The sequence below is a fragment of the Dactylosporangium sp. CA-139114 genome (assembly GCF_050955725.1).
Classification (GTDB): Bacteria; Actinomycetota; Actinomycetes; order Mycobacteriales; family Micromonosporaceae; genus Dactylosporangium.
In genome coordinates this window covers 6,451,343-6,469,246 of sequence record NZ_CP192080.1, presented here as the reverse complement: position 1 = coordinate 6,469,246, position 17,904 = coordinate 6,451,343, and the positions used below count along the sequence as shown (strand labels likewise).

General features: G+C 71.6%; 13 protein-coding genes and 1 pseudogene. 5 read left to right on the top strand and 9 right to left on the bottom strand.

The window, feature by feature from the left end; all coding sequences use genetic code 11:
* The first annotated feature begins 37 nt into the window (after positions 1-37).
* On the top strand, positions 38-376 hold the full coding sequence (locus ACQP2P_RS28660; RefSeq protein WP_433605915.1) for an Imm51 family immunity protein: 339 nt from the start codon (positions 38-40) through the stop codon (positions 374-376).
* Positions 377-392: 16 nt separating this feature from the next.
* On the opposite strand, the gene ACQP2P_RS28655 is transcribed toward ACQP2P_RS28660, so the two are convergent.
* The 5 genes from ACQP2P_RS28655 to ACQP2P_RS28635 form a co-directional block, all read right to left on the bottom strand.
* On the bottom strand, positions 393-728 hold the full coding sequence (locus ACQP2P_RS28655; RefSeq protein WP_433605913.1) for a DeoR family transcriptional regulator: 336 nt from the start codon (positions 726-728) through the stop codon (positions 393-395).
* Positions 725-2,212: a glycoside hydrolase family 36 protein gene (locus tag ACQP2P_RS28650; RefSeq protein WP_433605911.1), complete on the bottom strand. Its 1,488-nt coding sequence runs from the start codon at positions 2,210-2,212 to the stop codon at positions 725-727. The genes ACQP2P_RS28655 and ACQP2P_RS28650 overlap by 4 nt, the downstream gene beginning before the upstream one ends.
* 29 nt (positions 2,213-2,241) lie before the next feature.
* A complete protein-coding gene (locus ACQP2P_RS28645; RefSeq protein WP_433619310.1) occupies positions 2,242-3,459 on the bottom strand; it encodes an ABC transporter substrate-binding protein in 1,218 nt (405 codons plus the stop codon).
* A gap of 138 nt (positions 3,460-3,597) precedes the next feature.
* Complete coding sequence (locus ACQP2P_RS28640) at positions 3,598-4,479, bottom strand: carbohydrate ABC transporter permease (protein WP_433605909.1); 882 nt, start codon at positions 4,477-4,479, stop codon at positions 3,598-3,600.
* 10 nt (positions 4,480-4,489) lie between these two features.
* Complete coding sequence (locus tag ACQP2P_RS28635) at positions 4,490-5,425, bottom strand: carbohydrate ABC transporter permease (RefSeq protein ID WP_433619308.1); 936 nt, start codon at positions 5,423-5,425, stop codon at positions 4,490-4,492.
* A gap of 169 nt (positions 5,426-5,594) precedes the next feature.
* On the opposite strand from ACQP2P_RS28635, the gene ACQP2P_RS28630 reads away from it, so the two are divergent.
* From ACQP2P_RS28630 to ACQP2P_RS28620, 3 genes are read left to right on the top strand one after another with little or no spacing between them, the layout of a single operon-like run.
* Positions 5,595-7,931: a fibronectin type III domain-containing protein gene (locus tag ACQP2P_RS28630; RefSeq protein ID WP_433605907.1), complete on the top strand. Its 2,337-nt coding sequence runs from the start codon at positions 5,595-5,597 to the stop codon at positions 7,929-7,931.
* Positions 7,931-10,144, top strand: coding sequence for a DUF4832 domain-containing protein (locus ACQP2P_RS28625; RefSeq protein WP_433605905.1), 2,214 nt, complete (start codon positions 7,931-7,933; stop codon positions 10,142-10,144). The genes ACQP2P_RS28630 and ACQP2P_RS28625 overlap by 1 nt, the downstream gene beginning before the upstream one ends.
* Before the next feature lie 45 nt (positions 10,145-10,189).
* Complete coding sequence (locus tag ACQP2P_RS28620; RefSeq protein WP_433605903.1) at positions 10,190-11,359, top strand: ROK family protein; 1,170 nt, start codon at positions 10,190-10,192, stop codon at positions 11,357-11,359.
* A gap of 179 nt (positions 11,360-11,538) precedes the next feature.
* Here ACQP2P_RS28620 and ACQP2P_RS28615 read toward each other — a convergent pair.
* Positions 11,539-12,288 (bottom strand): annotated as a pseudogene (locus tag ACQP2P_RS28615) (helix-turn-helix domain-containing protein); the annotation flags it as partial.
* Complete coding sequence (locus ACQP2P_RS28610; RefSeq protein ID WP_433605901.1) at positions 12,267-12,989, bottom strand: peptidoglycan-binding protein; 723 nt, start codon at positions 12,987-12,989, stop codon at positions 12,267-12,269. The gene ACQP2P_RS28610 and the pseudogene ACQP2P_RS28615, both read right to left, overlap by 22 nt.
* A 479-nt stretch (positions 12,990-13,468) precedes the next feature.
* Between ACQP2P_RS28610 and ACQP2P_RS28605 the strand changes: the two genes are divergently transcribed.
* The gene (locus ACQP2P_RS28605; RefSeq protein WP_433605899.1) at positions 13,469-14,029 is read left to right on the top strand and encodes a peptidoglycan-binding domain-containing protein; all 561 of its coding nucleotides are present in this window, start codon (positions 13,469-13,471) and stop codon (positions 14,027-14,029) included.
* A 238-nt stretch (positions 14,030-14,267) separates the two neighbouring features.
* Here ACQP2P_RS28605 and ACQP2P_RS28600 read toward each other — a convergent pair whose 3' ends face one another.
* Positions 14,268-14,762, bottom strand: a complete 495-nt coding sequence (locus tag ACQP2P_RS28600; RefSeq protein ID WP_433605897.1) for a GNAT family N-acetyltransferase — start codon at positions 14,760-14,762, stop codon at positions 14,268-14,270.
* Positions 14,763-14,792: 30 nt separating this feature from the next.
* Positions 14,793-17,828, bottom strand: a complete 3,036-nt coding sequence (locus tag ACQP2P_RS28595; protein WP_433605895.1) for a BTAD domain-containing putative transcriptional regulator — start codon at positions 17,826-17,828, stop codon at positions 14,793-14,795.
* Positions 17,829-17,904 lie beyond the last annotated feature (76 nt).

Below are 17,904 nucleotides of genomic sequence, written 5' to 3'. Positions count from 1 at the left end.
CGTCACGTGACGGGTGTCGGCCCCGTATGCTGGGCGCGTGACGCCGCTGAAGATCGTCGAGACCCGCCCGGGCAACTACTCGCTGCTGCTCAACGCCGGGACGACCGCCGTCGACGGGCTCGTGGAGGAGCTGGGGCACGAGGCCAACGGCTACTTCTGGGAGGGCGTCGCGCAGCTGCTCGTCGCGACCGAGGCGCCGGAGCTGGAGGGGCGGCTCAAGTACGACCCGGAGGGCGGCATGTTCGTCGCCTACGGCACGGACCGTCCCGCCCTGGAGCAGCTCGGTGCGCTCCTGGCCGCCGTGGCGAACGACGCCGACCGTATGCGCGCCGTCGTGGCCCGGGCCGCCGAGCGCGGCTTCGCGTTCGACGACTGAGTCAGTGCCGGCCGGGTCAGGAGGCGCGGCGCAGGCGGGTGCAGGCGTCCAGGGCCTGCTGCAGTGCGGTCTCCACCGTGGTCAGGTCCTTGCGGTCCAGGGCCAGCCGGACCCGGGTCAGGCACGCGGCGAGGAGGCGCTCCTCGCCGCGCGGCGCCGGGGGCCTCGTCGCGCCGCCGCGAATCCGGACCAGGGCGCCGTTCACGGCCAGCCGGGTCAGGTCCCGGTGGATCGTGGCCGTGGAGGCGCCCGTCGCGTCGCGGATCTCCTCGACGGTGACGTACTCCCGCCGCGCCAGCAGATCCAGGATCCGCTGGCGGCGCAGGGACGGCAGCATCTGGGCGGTGTTCATGAGATCGGGTACAGCTGGCCGTCGGTGGCGACCGCGGGCGCGAAGTCGACCTCGCGGCCGTCCAGCGTGAACCGGTACCGGCTCAGCCGCCGGATCTCGGGGGAGGCCTCGAGGTAGCCGCGCAGCTCCTCCAGCTCGGCCGGGGTCAGCCACGCCGGCGGGTCCGACACGGCCCGGAAGCCGCACACGTCGGCCAGGTCCCGCAGCCACTGCAGCTGCTGCGGCGTGAGCAGGTTGAGCTTGCTGCGGAAGTAGACGACGTCCGGGTCGACCTCGACGAGCGGGGACTGCCACAGCCGATGCACGCTGTTCACGACGGCGTTGCGGGCGGTGGCGTCGGAGGGGTCGACGGAGGCGTAGTTGTCCCACATCGGGGCCACGTCCGGGCCGCTGCGCAGGCCGTCGAGCAGGCCCAGCGACGGCAGCAGGATCGCGCCGGAGCCGAGCAGGTAGACGTCCTCGCCCGCGGCCTCGCGGATCACGTGCAGGGCCTCGCGGTAGATGCGCTCGCGGTCCCGGCCCGGCAGATAGGCCGCGGCCGCGTTGATGAAGTCGAGCTTGAGGTACCTGAAGCCCCAGTCGTGCACGACGGTGCGGATGATCCCGGCGACGTGCTCGCGGGCGTCGGCGCGGGCGAGGTCGAGCGCGTGGTAAGGGCCGCCCCAGTTGTAGCCGGCGACGACCGGCCGGCCGGACGCGTCGCGCAGCAGCAGCTCGGGCCGCTCGGCGGCCAGGCGGGACGTCGGCAGGGCGATGAACGGGGCCAGCCACAGCCCGGCGGTGCAGCCGGCCTCGGTGATCTGCTTGACGAGGCTGCGCATGCCGCTGGGGAACTTGGCGTTGGGCGTCCAGTCGCCGACCCGCTCCTGCCAGCCGTCGTCGATCTGCACCACGTCGAACGGCAGGCCCGTGAGGTCGGCGATGTCCTTGGTCAGCTGGGCCTCGGTGACGTTCTCGTAGTACGCGTACCAGCTGCACCACACGTTGCCCGCCCGGCGCCGGCTCGTGCCGAAGCGCTCCGCGAGCTGGTCGGTGTAGGCGCGGAAGACCTCGTCCTCGGGCCCGTAGGCGAGGAACCACTCGGCGCCGCCGCCCGCGTACCAGCCGGTGAGCGTGTCGTGGTCGGCGGTGAGCCGCGGGGTGTCCAGCCCCAGCGCGCCCAGCAACAGGGTCCGGCCGTCCGCGCCCTGCAGCGCGGCGACCGCGGAGCCGTGGTGGCGGCCGGGGTCGTCGAACGCGGGATCGTCCGCGGTGACCAGCCGGGCCGGGTTGGGGATGCGCAGCGGCGGCTCGCTGAGCCGCCGCCAGCCGCACGGGCTCCACGAGTTGTGGCCGTGCCGGTAGAAGGAGGCGTCGCCGAGCCCGTGCAGGATCGCGATCCGGCCGGGCGGCAGCAGGATGCCGCCTGGTACGGGCCGCGGCGTCCCGTCGCCGGTGTGCTGCAGGGCGAAGTGACGACCGCCGAGCTCGACGACCTGTGCCATGGTTCTCCTTCACGAAAGTGCGTCACGAACTACTTGAAGAGCGCGTTGACCTGGTCGTTGGCCTTCTTCAGGGCGTCGGCCGGCCGGGCGGAGCCCAGGACCACGCCCTGCAGCGAGTCCTGCACGATCTGGCTGATCTCGTTGCCGTGGTCGGTGATCGGCAGGAAGAAGGTGCCGCCGGGGGCCGCGGCCTCGTCGGTGAACACGTGCACGTCGCGGCCCGCGGCCTTGTGGGCGGCGAGGGCCTTGTCGGCGCCGGACTTCAGCGCCGGGAAGACGACGGCCTTGTCACCCACGATGTCCTGGCAGGCGGCCGAGCCCAGGAACTTCACCCACGCCCACGCCTGCTCGGGGTGCTTGGTGCCGGCGTAGATGGCGTCGGAGCGGCCGTTGATGGCGGTCTTGCGCCCGGCCGGGCCGGTGGGCAGCGGCGCGAACGCGTACTGCTGCTTCGCCCCGGTGCCGAGGTAGGAGCTCATCGTCCAGGAGCCGACGATGGTGAAGGCGGCCTGCCCGGCGTCCATCACGGCGTCGCGGCCGAGGGTGGACTGCTTGTCGAACTTCGGCGCGTAGCCGGCGTCGATGAGGTGCTTGAACCAGGCGATGGTCTCGGCGAGCTTGGGGTCGTCGTACTTGTACTTGGTGCCCCACGGGTTCTTGTCGAGATACGTGAACCCGTTGGAGACCGCGAGGTCGCCCCAGCCGTTCTGGCCCTGGGAGCCGTCGGCCCACTCGGGCAGGAAGCCGTACACCTTCACCTTGGTCTTGTCGAAGGCCGGGTCCAGCCCGTTCTTGCCGTTGGCGTCGACGGTCGCCTTGGCGATCGCCTGCTCGAAGGTGCCGCCGTCGGACGGGTTCCAGGTGAGCTTGTCCAGGCCGGTCGCGTCGGGGACGAACTTGGTGTTGTAGACCAGGGCCATGGTGTCCCAGTCCTTCGGCAGCCCGTAGCGCTTGCCGTCCTTGACGAACAGATCAGCCAGGCCGGCCTGGTACTGGCTGAGGTCGACCTTGTCCTTGTCGACGAACGGCTGGATGTCGAGGATCTGGTTGCTGGACACGAACTGCGGGTAGTACGACGCGTGGTCGGTCCACACGTCGGGCGCGCCGCCGCCGGCGAGCTGGGTGGTCAGGTTCTGCCAGTACTGCGCCCACGCGGTCTGCGAGATCTTGACGGTGACGTTCGGGTTGGCCTTGGTGAACTCGTCGGCGCACGCCTGGTAGGCGGGCTGCTGCTTGTCGTCCCACAGCCAGTACTCGAGTGACCTTGCCGCCGTTGTCGTCGCCCGAGGAGTTCGAGCACGCGTGCAGCAGCGGTAAGGCGAGCGCCGCGGCGGTGACGAGCGCCGCCGTGCGGGAGCGTCTGCGCATTGGGGGATTCCCTTCGGTTACTTGATGCCGGTGAAGTTGAGGGACTGCACCAGCCGCTTGCCCAGGAAGATGAGCAGGGCGAGGACCGGCAGGACGGACAGCGTGGAGGCGGCCATGAGCCCCGTCCAGTCCGGCTGGGTGTTGGGGGATTGCTGGAGGAACACCCCGAGGGCCACGGTGAGCACCCGGGTCTGCTCCCCGCGGCCGACGAGCAGCGGCCACAGGAAGTCCTTCCACGCCCACACCGACGTCGTGAGGGCGATGGTGATGAGCGGCCCGCGGCTCATGGGCACGATGACCCGCCAGAAGACGCCCCATCTGCCGGCCCCGTCGATGATCGCCGCCTCCTCCACCTCGCGCGGGACGGACAGGAAGAACTGGCGGAGGAAGAACACCGCGAACGGGGTCATGAGCAGGTTGGGGGCGACCATGCCGAGGAACGTGTCCATGGCGCCGAGGCTCTTCACGAGCGTGAAGTTGGGCAGCAGCGTGAAGATGGGCGGGACCATCAGCGCCGCGACGATGATGCCGAAGACCAGGTCGCGGCCGGGGAAGCGCAGGCGGGCGAAGGCGTATCCGGCCATGGCGCAGCAGAACGTCTGCACGCCCGCGATGAGCGCGCAGTAGATGACGGAGTTCAGGGTGTACCGCAGGAAGTTGATCTGCGCCCCCGATCCCCCGGCCTCACGCGCGGTCCGCGGGTCGACGAGGCCGAGCACCCGCCAGAAATTGATCATCGTCGGGTGGGACGGCACGATGGCGGTGCTGTCGGTGTAGATGTCGGCGGCGGGGGTGATCGCCGTGCGGATCATCCAGTAGAACGGCGCGATCGTGAGCACGAGGAACGCGGCCAGGACGAGCCAGGCCAGCACCTTGCCGGGCGAGAAGCGGCGGGTCATGGCAGGCCTCTCAGGTCAGGTCCGAGCGGGATGCGCGCAGCAGCCGCATCTGCACCGCGGTCAGCACGCCGAGGATCACCACGAGCACCATCGCGGCCGCGGCGGCGTAGCCCATGTGGAAGTACGTGAAGGCCTGCTGGTAGATGTAGAAGTAGATGACCCGGGTCGCGCCGACCGGGCCGCCCTTCGTGGTGACCGCGACGGTGTCGAAGATCTGGAACGACCCGATCAGCGAGACCACGAGCACCAGGGCGAGGATCGGGCGCAGCAGGGGCAGCGTGATCCGCCGGAACATCCGCAGCTCGCCGGCGCCGTCCAGGGCCGCGCTCTCGTAGAGGTGCGGCGGGATCTGCAGCATCCCGGCGTAGAGCAGCAGGGCGGTGTACCCGGTGTACGCCCACGTGTTGATGAGCGCGACGGACGGCATGGCCCACTCCGGCGAGTTCAGGTAGGCGCGGTTGTCCACGCCGAGCATCCCGAGCAGGTGGTTGACGAAGCCGAGGTTCGAGTCGAGCAGCCACATCCACAGCAGGCCGACGGTCACGTTCGGCACCAGCCACGGCAGCAGCATCGTGGCGCGCACGACGACCGAGCCGGTGAGCCGGTGCAGGAGCGCGGCCAGGCCGAGCGCGAGCACGGTCTGTGAGCCGATGTTGAGCACGACGTAGTAGGCGGTGACCCTCAGCGAGTTCCAGAACTGCCCGTCGGAGACGAGCTCGCCGTAGTTGTCGGCGCCGACGAAGTCCGGGGTGTTGAGCAGGCTGTAGTCGGTGACGGAGTACCAGACGCCGCGGATGGTCGGGTACAGGTAGAACACCGCGAAGCCGAGCAGCACCGGCGCGAGGAAGAGCCAGGCGACCCAGCGGTCGTCGCGGGCCCGGCGGGGCCCGGGGCTCTCCTCGGCGGCGGGAACCGTGGCGGCGGGCACCGTGGCGGTGTTGCTCATCGTCACGATCCGACCTCCAATCGATCGAAGATCTTCTAGATTGGGCGTCTTGCGGCGGGGGGTGTGTGGCCGCTAATAATGATGAAGCTCATGGAAAGTTTGTCAACACCTCCTCGTATCGATATGGCGAACGAGGAGACTCCGCACCCCTGATTCCGGAGGTCCATCCATGCGCACACCCCTGCGGCGGCGCCTCGCCCGCGCCGTCGCACTCTGCACGGTCGCCGCCAGTGCCGTGCTCGTGTTCGCGCCGCACAACGCCGCCGCGTTCACCGCGGTGCCCGCCGGTGTCCCCGCGCGCCCGGCCCCGCCGGCCGCGCCGAGCCCCGGCCTGACCGACCACCCGCTCACCGCCGCCCCGAGCCCCCTGGACAACCCGCTCAAGGGCTTCGCCCGCTTCTACTTCCCCGGCGACAACCAGAACTCGGGCTACCCGCGGTCCCTGGCGTGGAGCTACTTCGGCCTGTCCGAGGTCATGACCAGCGCGACCGACTGCTCGACGTACAACTGGTCCATTGTGGACAACGCGCTGAACGAGATCGCCTCGTACGGCAACCAGGCCGCCATCCGCTTCTACATGGAGTACCCGGGCGGCACCGGCAGCCACCCCGGCAACGCGATCCCGCACTGCTTCGACGGGCACGTGACCTACCGCAACAACACGTTCTGGGGCACCGTCAGCCCCGACTACGACAGCGCCTACCTGCTCACCGCCGTCACCAACTTCATCAACGCGTTCGGCGCCCGCTACGACGGCGACCCGCGCATCGGCTTCATCAACCTCGGCCTCGTCGGCCTCTGGGGCGAGTGGCACACGTGGCCCTTCGACACCGACACCGCCGACGGCTACCCGAACCTGATGCCGACCGACGCGCACGCGGCCCAGATCGTCGCCGCGTTCGACAATGCGTTCAACACCACCAAGCTCGAGATCCGCTACCCGGACTCGGCCGGCGGCGCCGCCAACGCCCGCGACATCGGCTACCACGACGACTCGTTCTGCTACAAGGAGGGCTCCCCGCTCAAGGGCGTCACCCTGCCCCAGTCGCTCGGCGGCGCCGACTACTCCCAGCTGCAGCGCGCGCTGAACATGGGCGTGGAGAACAAGTGGGTCACCGACTCGATGGGCGGTGAGGTGCGCCCGGAGATCCAGAGCTCCGCGTTCACGTCGTGGCCCGGCGGCTCCGGCCAGGTCGACAACATGAAGGCCTGCATCGAGCTCGAGCACACCACCTGGAAGATCAACCAGACCAGCCAGAGCTACTCGTCCACGGACCCGAACGTGGCCGCGGCCGTGCGGCTCATGGGCTACGACCTGTCCGCGACCCACGCCTACTACGCCAACAGCGTCAGCGGCAGCGCCACCGTCGGCGTCACGCTCACCAACAACGGCGTGGCCCCGTTCTACTACCCGTGGACGGTCTCGCTCGGCCTCAAGGACGCCTCCGGCGCGGTCGTGAAGACCTGGGACACCCCCTGGGACCTGCGCACGGTCCAGCCCCTGAAGATTCGCGCGTTCCCCGACTGGAACGTGGGTGCCGACCCGGCCTACCGGGACTTCGGCTACCCGCAGTACTTCCAGTCCAACGTCAGCCTCGCCGGCGTCGCCAACGGCTCCTACCAGCTCGTCATGCGGGTCAAGAACCCGCTCGAGGCGCTGAGCCCGGCCGCGAAGAAGCTCCGGTTCGCCAACGCCACCCAGAACGCCGACGGGTGGCTCGGGCTGGGCTCGATCGGCGTCGGCGGCTCCACCGGGGGCGACACCGTGCCGCCCTCGACCCCGACCGGGCTCACCTCGCCCGCGAAGACGTCGAGCAGCGTGTCGCTGAGCTGGAACGCCTCGACCGACAACGTGGGCGTGACCGGGTACAAGGTGCTGCGGGGCGGCGCTCAGGTCGGCACGTCGGCGACGACGTCCTACACCGACTCGGGCCTGAACGCGTCCACGGCCTACACCTACACGGTGCGGGCCTACGACGCCGCGGGCAACACGTCGGCGGACTCCTCGCCGATCACCGTCACGACGTCGCCGTCGAGCACGCCGAGCGGCCTGGTGCTGGACGACTACAACGGCACCCCGGCCTACCCGTCCGCCGCGCAGAACGACCTCGGCAAGTGGACCGGCGGCAACTGCTTCCTCAACGGGGGCGGCAACGGCGTCGTCTCCGGCGGGGTGCTGACGCTGCAGTACAACAACTGCGGCTGGTTCGGCTCCGACGTCAACCAGGACGTCTCGCAGTACACCTACCTCGTCGTGCGGATCAAGGGCAACAGCGGCGGCGAGCAGACCCACTTCAACCTGGGCCTCGGCGGGACCACCAAGGTCTTCGGGGACTACACGCTGGACGGCGGCGGCCACCCGGTCATCACCACCGCCTACCAGGACATCAAGATCCCGATGGTCGCCAACGGGATCAGCCGCACCAGCCCCGCGCAGCTCGCCATGGGCTTCTGGTTCGGCGGCAACAGCTCCATCTCCATCGACAGCTTCTCCTTCAGCAACTGATGTCACGCACCCTTCGGGTCCGGACGGCCGCCGTGGCGGCGGCCGTCCTGGCCCTCTCCCTGCTCGGCCCGGCCACCACGGCCGAGGCCGCCACCACGACCGCCACGTACACCGGCGACTTCGGCACGGTGTTCACCAACCCCGAGCGCGGCTTCCACAACCGCTACGAGATCGTCAACGACCCGTCCGTCAACGACTACGCGAGCAACACCATCCCCGGCTTCAACCCCGACATGCTCGACCGCACGTTCGCGCGGGCCAAGGCCGACGGCGACACGCTCATCCACTCCTACGTCCACCTCGACAAGTACCAGACGACCGACCTGCCGCAGCCGCTGCTGGACAACCTGGGGACCGGCCTGGCCGCGATCCGGGCGCAGGGGCTGAAGATCGTCCTGCGGGTCGCCTACGTGTGGGACGGCTACTCCGCGGTCACCGAGCCGCAGATGGAGCGGCACATCGACCAGCTCGCCCCGGTCCTGGCCGCGAACGCCGACGTCGTCATGCACCTCGAGGCCGGCTTCTTCGGCGCGTGGGGCGAGTGGCACGAGAGCCCTTATACCGCCGCATCGGAGCAGAACCAGGCGCCGGTCCGCGCCGCACTGGTGAAAAAGCTCCTCAGCAGCACCCCGGCCTCGATGCCGATCGCCATCCGGTACCCGATCTTCAACTACGAGTTCGCCCACGGCACGACCATGACGACGCAGGACCTCGACCGGCTCGGCTTCCACGACGACTGCTTCCTCGCCGACTCGGCCGACATGGGCACGTACGACCAGAACTCGTGGCTGGGCTGGTTCGACGTGTCGGTGAAGAAGCAGTGGGTGTACGACTACGCCACCTCCACCGGCGGCAACAAGATCGTCGGCGGGGAGACCTGCAACGCCAGCGGCGGCAACGACGCGGCCGGCGTGAACGCGCAGTACGAGCTGAGCCACCAGCACTGGACCGAGATCAACGAGGACTACGCGGCCGTCAACACCGACCTGTGGAAGAGCGCGAACATGGCCGCGTCCGGGGTCGACCCGGCCGAGACCCTGTTCACCCGGATCAAGCGCAAGCTGGGCTACCGGCTGCGGCTGGCCGACGCGACCTTCACCAACCCGGCCGCGCCCGGCTCCGGCTTCACGTTCTCGGCGCACCTGGTCAACGACGGATACGCCGGCATCATCAAACCGCGTCCGGTGTACCTCGTGTTCGACAACGGCACCAACCGGTACAACGTGCAGCTCACCGGCCTCGACCCGCGCACCTGGAAGTCCGGGGCCGTGACCGTTGCCACCCAGACCGTGACCCTGCCGGCGATGGTCTCCGGGACGTACAAGCTGGCCCTGTGGCTGCCCGACCAGGCCACCGGGCTGCGCGCGAACCCCGCCTACTCCGTGCGGCTGGCCAACACCGGCACGTGGGACGCGGCCAAGGGCTACAACGTGCTCGCGTCCGCGGTGCGTGTCGGCGCGTGCACGGGCGACTGCACGCCGCCCACCGCACCCACCCTGTCCGCCGGCGCCGTGAGCGGTCAGTCGGTGCCGCTGTCCTGGGCGGGCGCGACGGACAACGTCGGCGTCACCGGCTACCGGCTCTATCGCGACGGTACCTTGCTGGCGTCGCCGACCGGCACGACGTACACGGACACCAACGTGCCGGCCGGGACGCACAGCTACACCGTGGCCGCCCGGGACGCGGCCGGATACGACTCGCCGTCGAGCAACACCGTGAACGTCACCGTGAGCGGCCCCACCGACCCGCCCCCCGTGGGGCTGGTGCTCGACGACTTCGACGGCACGCCGGCCTACCCCGCCGCGGCCAAGAACGACCTCGGGCGGTGGACCGGCGGCAACTGCTTCCTCAACGGGGGCGGCAACGGCGTCGTCTCCGGTGGGGCGCTCGCGCTGCAGTACAACACCTGCGGCTGGTTCGGCTCCGACGTCGGCCAGGACGTGTCCGGCTACACCTACCTCGTCGTGCGGATCAAGGGCGCGACCGGTGGCGAGCAGGCGCACTTCAGCCTGGCGCTGGGCGGTGCGACCAAGGTCTTCGGCGACTTCGTCCTCGACGGCGGCGGGCACCCGGCGATCACCACGGCGTATCAGGACATCAAGGTGCCGATGGCCGCCAACGGCATCAACCGGGCGAGCCCGTCTCAGCTCGCGCTCGGGTTCTGGTACGGCGGCAGCGGCACGGTCACCGTCGACAGCGTCAGCTTCCAATAGTACTTTGTAAAGTTCATAGCAATATTGGCGAGCGGAGGGCAGACCGTGCCAGATCAGGTCATCACCGGTACCGACCTGTCGCGGCTGCGTGAGCTCAACTCGCTGACGGTGGTCCGGGCGCTGCGGGACCAGCCCCCGGCCACCGTCACCGAGCTCGCCAAGCTGACCGGCCTGTCGCGCCCCGCGGTCGACGTGATCGCGCAGGGGCTCGTCACCGGCGGCTGGGCCACCGTCGTCGAGCCGGGCGGCAGCAGCGTCGTGGGCCGCCCGGCCCGCCGATACCGCTTCCGCGCCACCGCCGGCCACGTCATCGGCGTCGACATCGGCGGCCACAAGGTCCTCGCCCTGCTCGCCGACCTCGACGGCAACGTGGTGCACACCACCCGCCGCGCGGTCGCGGCCGACGCCGGGCCGGCCGAGCGCCTGGCCGCCCTCGACCACGTGCTCGCCGACGTGCTGCACGAGGGCGGGAAGTCCGCCGGCGACATCTGGGCCGTGGCCGTCGGCGTCACCGGCCCGGTCGACGCGTCCGGCAAGACCACCCTGTTCACGCCGCTGCCGGGCTGGCAGACGGTCGACCTCGCCGCCCACCTCAAGGACGGCTTCACCTGCCCGATCGTGGTCGAGAACGACTGCAAGCTGGCCGCGCTGGCCGAACGCTGGCGGGGCGTGGCGAGCGACGCCAACGACATCGTCTACCTCCTGGCGGGCATGCGCAACGGCGCCGGCCTCATCATCGACGGCGTCCTGCGCCGCGGCTTCGGCGGCGCCGCGGGCGAGATCGGCGCCCTGCGCGCGGTGCGCTGGCTGACCGCCCCCGAGCACCTGCAGCGCTGCCCCGGCGTCCCGTCGTCCGTCGGCCCGGACGACGCCGCGGCCTGGGTCTTCAACGCGGCCCGGGACGGCAACCGCGACGCCCGCACGGCGGTCAACCGCTACGTGAAGGACCTGGCGGTGGGCACGGCTGCCCTCGTGCTCGCCCTGGACCCGCAGGTCGTCGTCTTCGGCGGCGGCTTCTCGCGCTCGGCCGACCTGGTGCTGGAGCCGCTGCGGCGCGAGCTGGCCAAGCTGTGCCTGCGCATGCCGGAGGTGCGGGCCTCGACCCTGGGCGCGGACAGTGTGGCGCTGGGGGCGCTGCGGCTGGCGCTGAACGAGGTCGACCAGCGGCTGTTCACGGCGGGCCTGAGCGCCCCGGTCGCCCCCCGCCGCGACTGACGGATCTGAGCACGGTCAGCTTGCTGTAGGGAGCTGGCTGTGTGGGTTCGTGGAGCTACGGGAACACGATGATCGGTACCCCACGCAGAGCAGCGGCGTTCTCCGTCAGCGGGCTGGATGCAAGCCCGCACGTGGGAGTGCCCATCGGCGGGGATCATGCGGGTGGGCAGGTAACGGTCGGTGGAGGCGGTGTCGGGAACGGTGAGCACCTCGGCCTGGCCGTCCTGGTCAACCACCTGGATCTGGTCCCCGACAGCGGAATGCGAGATCCGCGCCCACGCCGCAGCGCACCGATCGCTGATCCGCAGCTCCACGTAGGCGGGTCCGACCTGCAGGTCCGCGAATGACGCGGCGTCGACGTCGCAGGCCATGTCGTAGGCGTCCTGGCCGGCGCACGCGGCGCCGTGGCAGCCAACGATCACGATCGGCTGTTGCGCGGATGCTGCCGGGGTGCCGGACGGGCCGGTGTCGCCCAGACGGACAGCCAGCGCGACCATCGTCCCGGTCAGCACACACACGGCGACAGCGGCGAGCAGCCGGCGCCGAGCGCGGAGACGGGACCGGGCCGAACCGGCGGCTCGGCCGGCGGCACCGGCCGTCGGCTGGGACGTGGTCGTGGCAGGTGGGGCCTGCTCGGCGCGTCCACTCCAGCGCACTTCGGCCCGTTCCCACAGCGCGGTCACCCGGTCGACGGGCTCTCCCGTCAGTCGCGCTAGTGCCTCGACCGCGGGCCGGGGCGGCGGCGTCGTTGCGTTGAGGTACCGCTCCCACGATGACTTGCTGTACGTCGTCTTTGCCGCCAGCGCCGCCAGACTCAGGCCGGAGCGGTCTTTGAGCTGCCGCAGCAGCTGGACCAGGTAGGCGACCTCCGGTTCGAGCGAGGCGGGCAGCGGCCGCCACCGGCCGGTCACGTGCGCAGCACGGCCCATGTCTGCGGTCCCACGATCCCGTCGGCCACCAGCCCGTTCGCGCGTTGCAGCTGTATGACGGCCTGTTCGGTGCCTTTGCCGAACAGGCCGTCGATCCGTCCCGGGTCGAGGCCGTGGTGTTTGAGCAGGCATTGCACCTCGACCACGTCCTGGCTTCCGCCGTTGAGGGCGACGAGGCGATCCGAAGTGGTGCTCTGGCCGGCATAGAGGCGGCCGTCGCGTGTGGCGTAGTCGCAGGTGTAGCTCGTCGGCTGCGCGACAGGCGAGGGCTGAGGCGACGGGGTCGACCGGCTTGTGCTGCTCAGCCACACCGTGAGGCCGGCGGCGGCCACAACCGTGATCCCCGCCGCCGCGATCATCCACGGACGCCGCCATCGAGGGGCCGCCGCGGGGACGCTGGAGGCTGTCGGCGCAGCGCCGGAGGCCGGAGCGCGTGCTTCCTGGGCGTGTTCGGCGAGTTCCCACAGTGCCAGCAGCCGCGCCTGGTCAGCTCCGGACAGCGTGCCCAACGCTTCAACCGCCTGACGCGGCGGCAGCACCGTCGCGTTGAGATACCGCTCCCAGGAGGACCTGCTGTAGGGCGTCTTCCGGGCGAGCGTCGCCGTGCTGATCCCCGTCTGATCCTTGAGTTCGCGTAGACGGACGACTAGCTGCCGCACCTGCGGGTCGAGACCGCCGGGCAACGGCTTCCACTGAGCCACGTGATCCCCGTTCGCTATCGCCGTGCTTCTGGGTGATCTGGTGAGTAATGGATCCCCTCCGACAATCCTGTCACCTCATTCATTTGAGGATATCAATGAACCAGTGACAGTCAACCAACGACGAGTCAGCGACCGCCTTGGTGGTCGTCAGCGCTCCTGAAGCGGTCCGGACGGCCGCGCGCCGTCCCAGGGACGCGTCACCCATGGGGGTATCGCCGCAGCTCAGAGCGTTGAACATCCCGTCCTGGCCCACCTTGCCCGCCAGATCTAGCGCGAGCCAGCCCCGTCGCGCACCTTGGACATCGCAAGAGCCGGGCGGCGTGTCTGACCCAGCGCCGCGTCCACGCAAAACGGAGGGACTTCGTGAAACCACAGAAGGTACGGACGACCGCGAATCACGGAAGAACCGCCGTCCGCGGCGCGGCCGTCGCGGTCGCGGCGGCGGTCGCACTACTCGGAATGGAAGAGGGAGGCGTGCTTTGAGGAAGAACCTCGCGACGCTTGTGGCCGTGATCGCGGCCTTCAGTGTCAGCGGCCTCGCGGTCTCGACAACGCCCGCGTCAGCAAGCGCGAGCAGCGGATACATCTCCGGCAGCGGAGACTGGACTGACGATTGGGGTGACGAAGGCCTGCTCTCCACATCGTCGTACGCCCACAGCAACGTTGCCGCCATGTGGCAGGCCATCCTTTGGGCGGACGGCCAATCCGACTATTTCGCCTCCATCGACTGCCGGTTCGGCAGCAAGACCAACGCGGCTACGGAAAGCTGGCAGGATTTCCACCGGCTCTCGGCCGATGGGATCGTCGGAGGCCAGACCCTCACCACGGCGGCGCGCTACCTACGCGGCCCGGCCCCCGGCACCTCCGGCTACCTGACGCTCACCTACATCGGCCACTGGCTGGGAGGAAGCGCAAGCAGCGACGAAACCGGCAGATACGTGACGTTCACCCGGAACACGAGTGGGCAATGGGGCATGTACGTCGGCAGTGATCACCACCTGTTGTCCTACACGTCCGCGAACTTCAACCAGTGCGCCTGACCCGTCAGCGCGTCGCTCGGCAACTGAGCCAGACTCGGTGGCCTGCCGCTGGCCGAGTCGGCTCGGCGCGCTTCGAGGTGAGCCGGCCCCGCAGCCGCCGGCTTGACTGATCCGCCCTGCCGCGGCGTCCCCGGCCGAACTGGCCGGGGACGCCGCGAATCCGCTGTCGCCCTCGCGACGGTGCCGGCATCGGGGCCCTGCGGCATCACCGCCCGCGCCGCACAGGTGCAAGATCAAGCTAGCGCGTCAGGTCGCGCTCGTACCAGGTGCCGGGCTTCCCGCCGACGTGGGCCGGGTCGGCCGGCCCGACCGGGACGAACCCGGCCTTGGTCAGCACCCGCTGGGACGCGGCATGCTGGCTGGTGGTGGCCGCCCGCAGTGTGTGCAGCCCGTGCTGGGACGTCGCCAGCCGGCACAGCTCCCGGACGGTCGCGGTCGCCACGCCGCGGCCGGAGACATGCTGCGCGACCCGGTAGCCGAGGGTCGCGGTGCGGTCCTGGATGTCGTACAGGTTGAACCTGCCGAGCACCGAGCCGTCGTCGGCGACGAGCGCGTAGAAGGCGCAGATGCCGGCCTCCTGCTCGGCCAGCAGGGCGTTGTAGCGGTCGGTGAACCGGTCGAAGTAGTCGTCGCCGCGGTCGGAGATCCAGGCGGCGAAGTAGGCGCGGTTCGCCAGCTCGAAGGCCAGGACCGCCGGGGCGTGACCGGCGTGCAGCCGCTCCAGCTCGGGCATCGCCCGACTGTACTGCGCAGCGACGTCGGCCTACGCGAGCAGGTCGTCCATCACGGCGCCGATGCGGCGGGCGGCGAGGACCCCGGTCAGCCCGGCGGCCGTCGCGAGCAGGGCCTCGCGGCTCGCCCGGTCGCCGAGGGCGTCCGTGAGCCGCTCGCCGCGGCCCAGCGCGAAGAACAGCCCGACGTTCGCGCCGATGCGGGTGGCCAGGGCCCAGAGTTCGCGGGCCGCCGCGGTGTCGCCGCGGAAGGCGGCCAGCTCGGCGCCGCCCATGGCCCAGGCCCCGAACAGCGGGCGGTCGTGGGCGGCCAGCACGTCGGCGCGGCAGTCCCGCAGGGCCTCCGCGGCGCGGGCGCCGGCTCCGGCGGCCGGGCGGGCCTCGGCGACCCAGAGATCCAGCACGGCACCCGCGATGCGGAACTCGATCCCGGCCTCCGTCGCGCCGGCAGCGGTCCGCAGCAGGGCCTCGGCGTGGGTCAGCGCCTCGTCGTGCCGCTCGCGGCGCCAGGCCAGCTGGGCGAGGCCGAGGTGCGCCTGGCCGAGGTCGACCTCGTCGGCCTGCTCCGAGCCGGCGATCTCCAGCAGGCGGCGCTCGGCCTCCGTGTCGCCGGCCAGGGCCAGGTGGGTGTCGAGCACGGCCCGGGCCGAGCGGGCGTCCTGGGCCGCGCCGACTAGGTCGAGGTGGCGCTCGCTGCGGCGCAGCCACTCGTCGGTGCGTGCGCCGGGGCCGGCGTTGAGCGCGTGCCCGGCGGCGTGGGCGGCCATCCCCATGCCCCAGTGGTCGCCGACGGCCTCGAAGCGGCGGTAGGCGAGCTCCGCGTCCGGCCGCGGCCCGGCGTTGTCCAGCAGGACGGCGCGGATGAAATGGCCCATGCCCTGGACGTACGGGTCCGGGTGGGCGACGAGCAGCGCGGCGTCGGCCAGGCTGCGGTCCGGGTCGGCCTGCTCCAGTCCGGGCAGCGCCGTGGCCAGCGCGACCGTCCGGGGCCGCACCTCGCCGGGGCGCTGGGCGAGCAGGTTGCGCAGGGCGCGGCGGGCCAGCGCGTTGAGCCGCAACGGGCCGGTGTTGCCGGCGTTGACGCCGATGAGCACCAGCAGCCAGGCGAGCCGATCGGCGTGCGGCCGCGGTCCTGCGGCGGCCGCTGGTTGCTGGATCGCCGAGCGTCTCCGGGCGGCCGGGTCGTCGAGGCGCAGCAGCGTGCGCGCCACGGCGCTGGCCTCGTGATGCTGCCCGCGTACCGTCCACAGCTGCAGCAGCGCCCCGGCGATGTCGACCGCGGCCGGCTCGTCGTCGTGCTCGATCGCCCAGCGCAGGGCGGCGAGGAGGTTCTCCTGGTCGGCCGCGCAGCCCGCGATCGCCTCGAGCTGCCGCGGGCCGATGAAGTCGCCGATCAGCGCGACGGCCCGGCGCGCGGCCCACGCGACCAGCCCGGCCATGGCCGCCCGCCGCCCGCCGGACGCGACGAGCCGCGCCTCGCCGTATTCGCGGACGGTCTCCAGCATGCGGTAGCGGTCGCGGTCCAGGCGCAACAGGGACTGCTCGACCAGGATCGACAGGCCCCGGCGGACGTCGGCGCCACCGGCCACGGCCGTCGCGGTGTCGGCGGTGAACGGAGCCGGGATCACCGCCAGCCGTTCGAGCAGGTCGCGCTCGGCGGGGCCGAGCAGTTCGCGGCTCCAGTCGACCATCGCCCACAGGCTGGCGTGGCGCTCGGGCAGGCCGCGCAGGGCGTCGTCGAGCAGGGCGAACCGGTCGGTGAGGCCGGCCAGGACGTCGTCGATCGGCATGTGCCGCAGCCGGGCGGCGGCCAGTTCGAGGGCGAGCGGCAGGTTGTCGAGCCGGTTGACGAGTGCGAGCGCCCGCTCCCGCGGCCAGGCCGGCACCGAGCCGCCGGCGCGGACGCGGGCCTCCAGCAGGGCGATCGCCTCGTCGTCGGGCAGCGCGGGCAGCCGGTGGACGACCTCGCCGACCAGACCCAGCGGCGCCCGGCTGGTGGCCAGGACGCCGGCCTCGGGCGGCGCCACGGCCAGCAGCTCGGCCACGACCTGCGCGGCGGCGCCGAGGACGTGTTCACAGTTGTCGAGCACGAGCAGCCCGTCGAACTCGGCCTCGGTCAGCACCGCGAGGACGGCCGGCCGAACCTCGGACGGCGAGCGCAGCCCCGCCAGCTCGACGACGTGCACGGGCCGGGAGCCGCTGAGCGAGCGGGCGAGCTCGGCGGCCAGGCGGGTCTTGCCCGCCCCGCCCGTCGCGACGACGGTGACCAGCGGCGCCTCCAGCAGCGCCCGGCCGACGGCGGCGAGGTCCGGCTCGCGGCCCACCAGCGGGGTCACGGCCCGGCGCCAGGCGGCGGGGAGACCGGCCGCCGGTCGGGGCCGGGCGGTCCGCAGCTGCCCCCGCAGCAGGGCCAGGTGCGCGTCGGCGAGGGCGGGGGAGGGGTCGGCGCCGTACCGCTCGGCCAGCTCCTCACGCACCCGCCCGACCAGGTCGAGCGCCTCGGCGCCGCGGCCCTGCGCCGCGAGGACCCGCACGAGCAGCGCGGCGGCGGGCTCGTCGGGCGGCACCCGGGTCGCCAACCGGCGCAGGTCGGCCTCGTCGAACGGCCCGCCCGCGGCCAGCGCGGCCTCCGCCCGCAGGGTCACGACGTCGCCGAAGAGCCGGGCGATGCCGGCCTCGTCCAGCTCCGGGATCTGCGGGAACAGCGCCCGCGCCTCGTCGGCGCGGTCCCGCGCGCGGACCGCGTCGCCCGCCGTCAGCGCCTGCCGGCCCCGGTCGGTCAGCTCGCGGACGGTGACGGCGTCGATCTCCACCTCGCCGGCCGGGATCCGGTAGCCGCCGGGCGCCGCGAGGACCGGCACACCGAGGCGGCGCACGCGGCCGACCAGGGCCTGCACGGCGCCGGTGGCGTCGTCGGGCGGCGCGCCGAGCCAGACCGCGTCGATCAGCGCGCCGGTGGAGACGGTGCGGCCCCGGGCGTCGACGAGCTCGCGGATCACCGCGGCCAGGCGGTCGCCCCGCACCGGCCGGCCGTCGACGGCCAGGGGCCCGAGCGTCGTGATCCGCACGCCCTCATCATCGCGCACCGGGCCGGGTCAGATTGGAATCGGACTTAGCGCCTGTCAGGCGATAAATCTGGTAAGT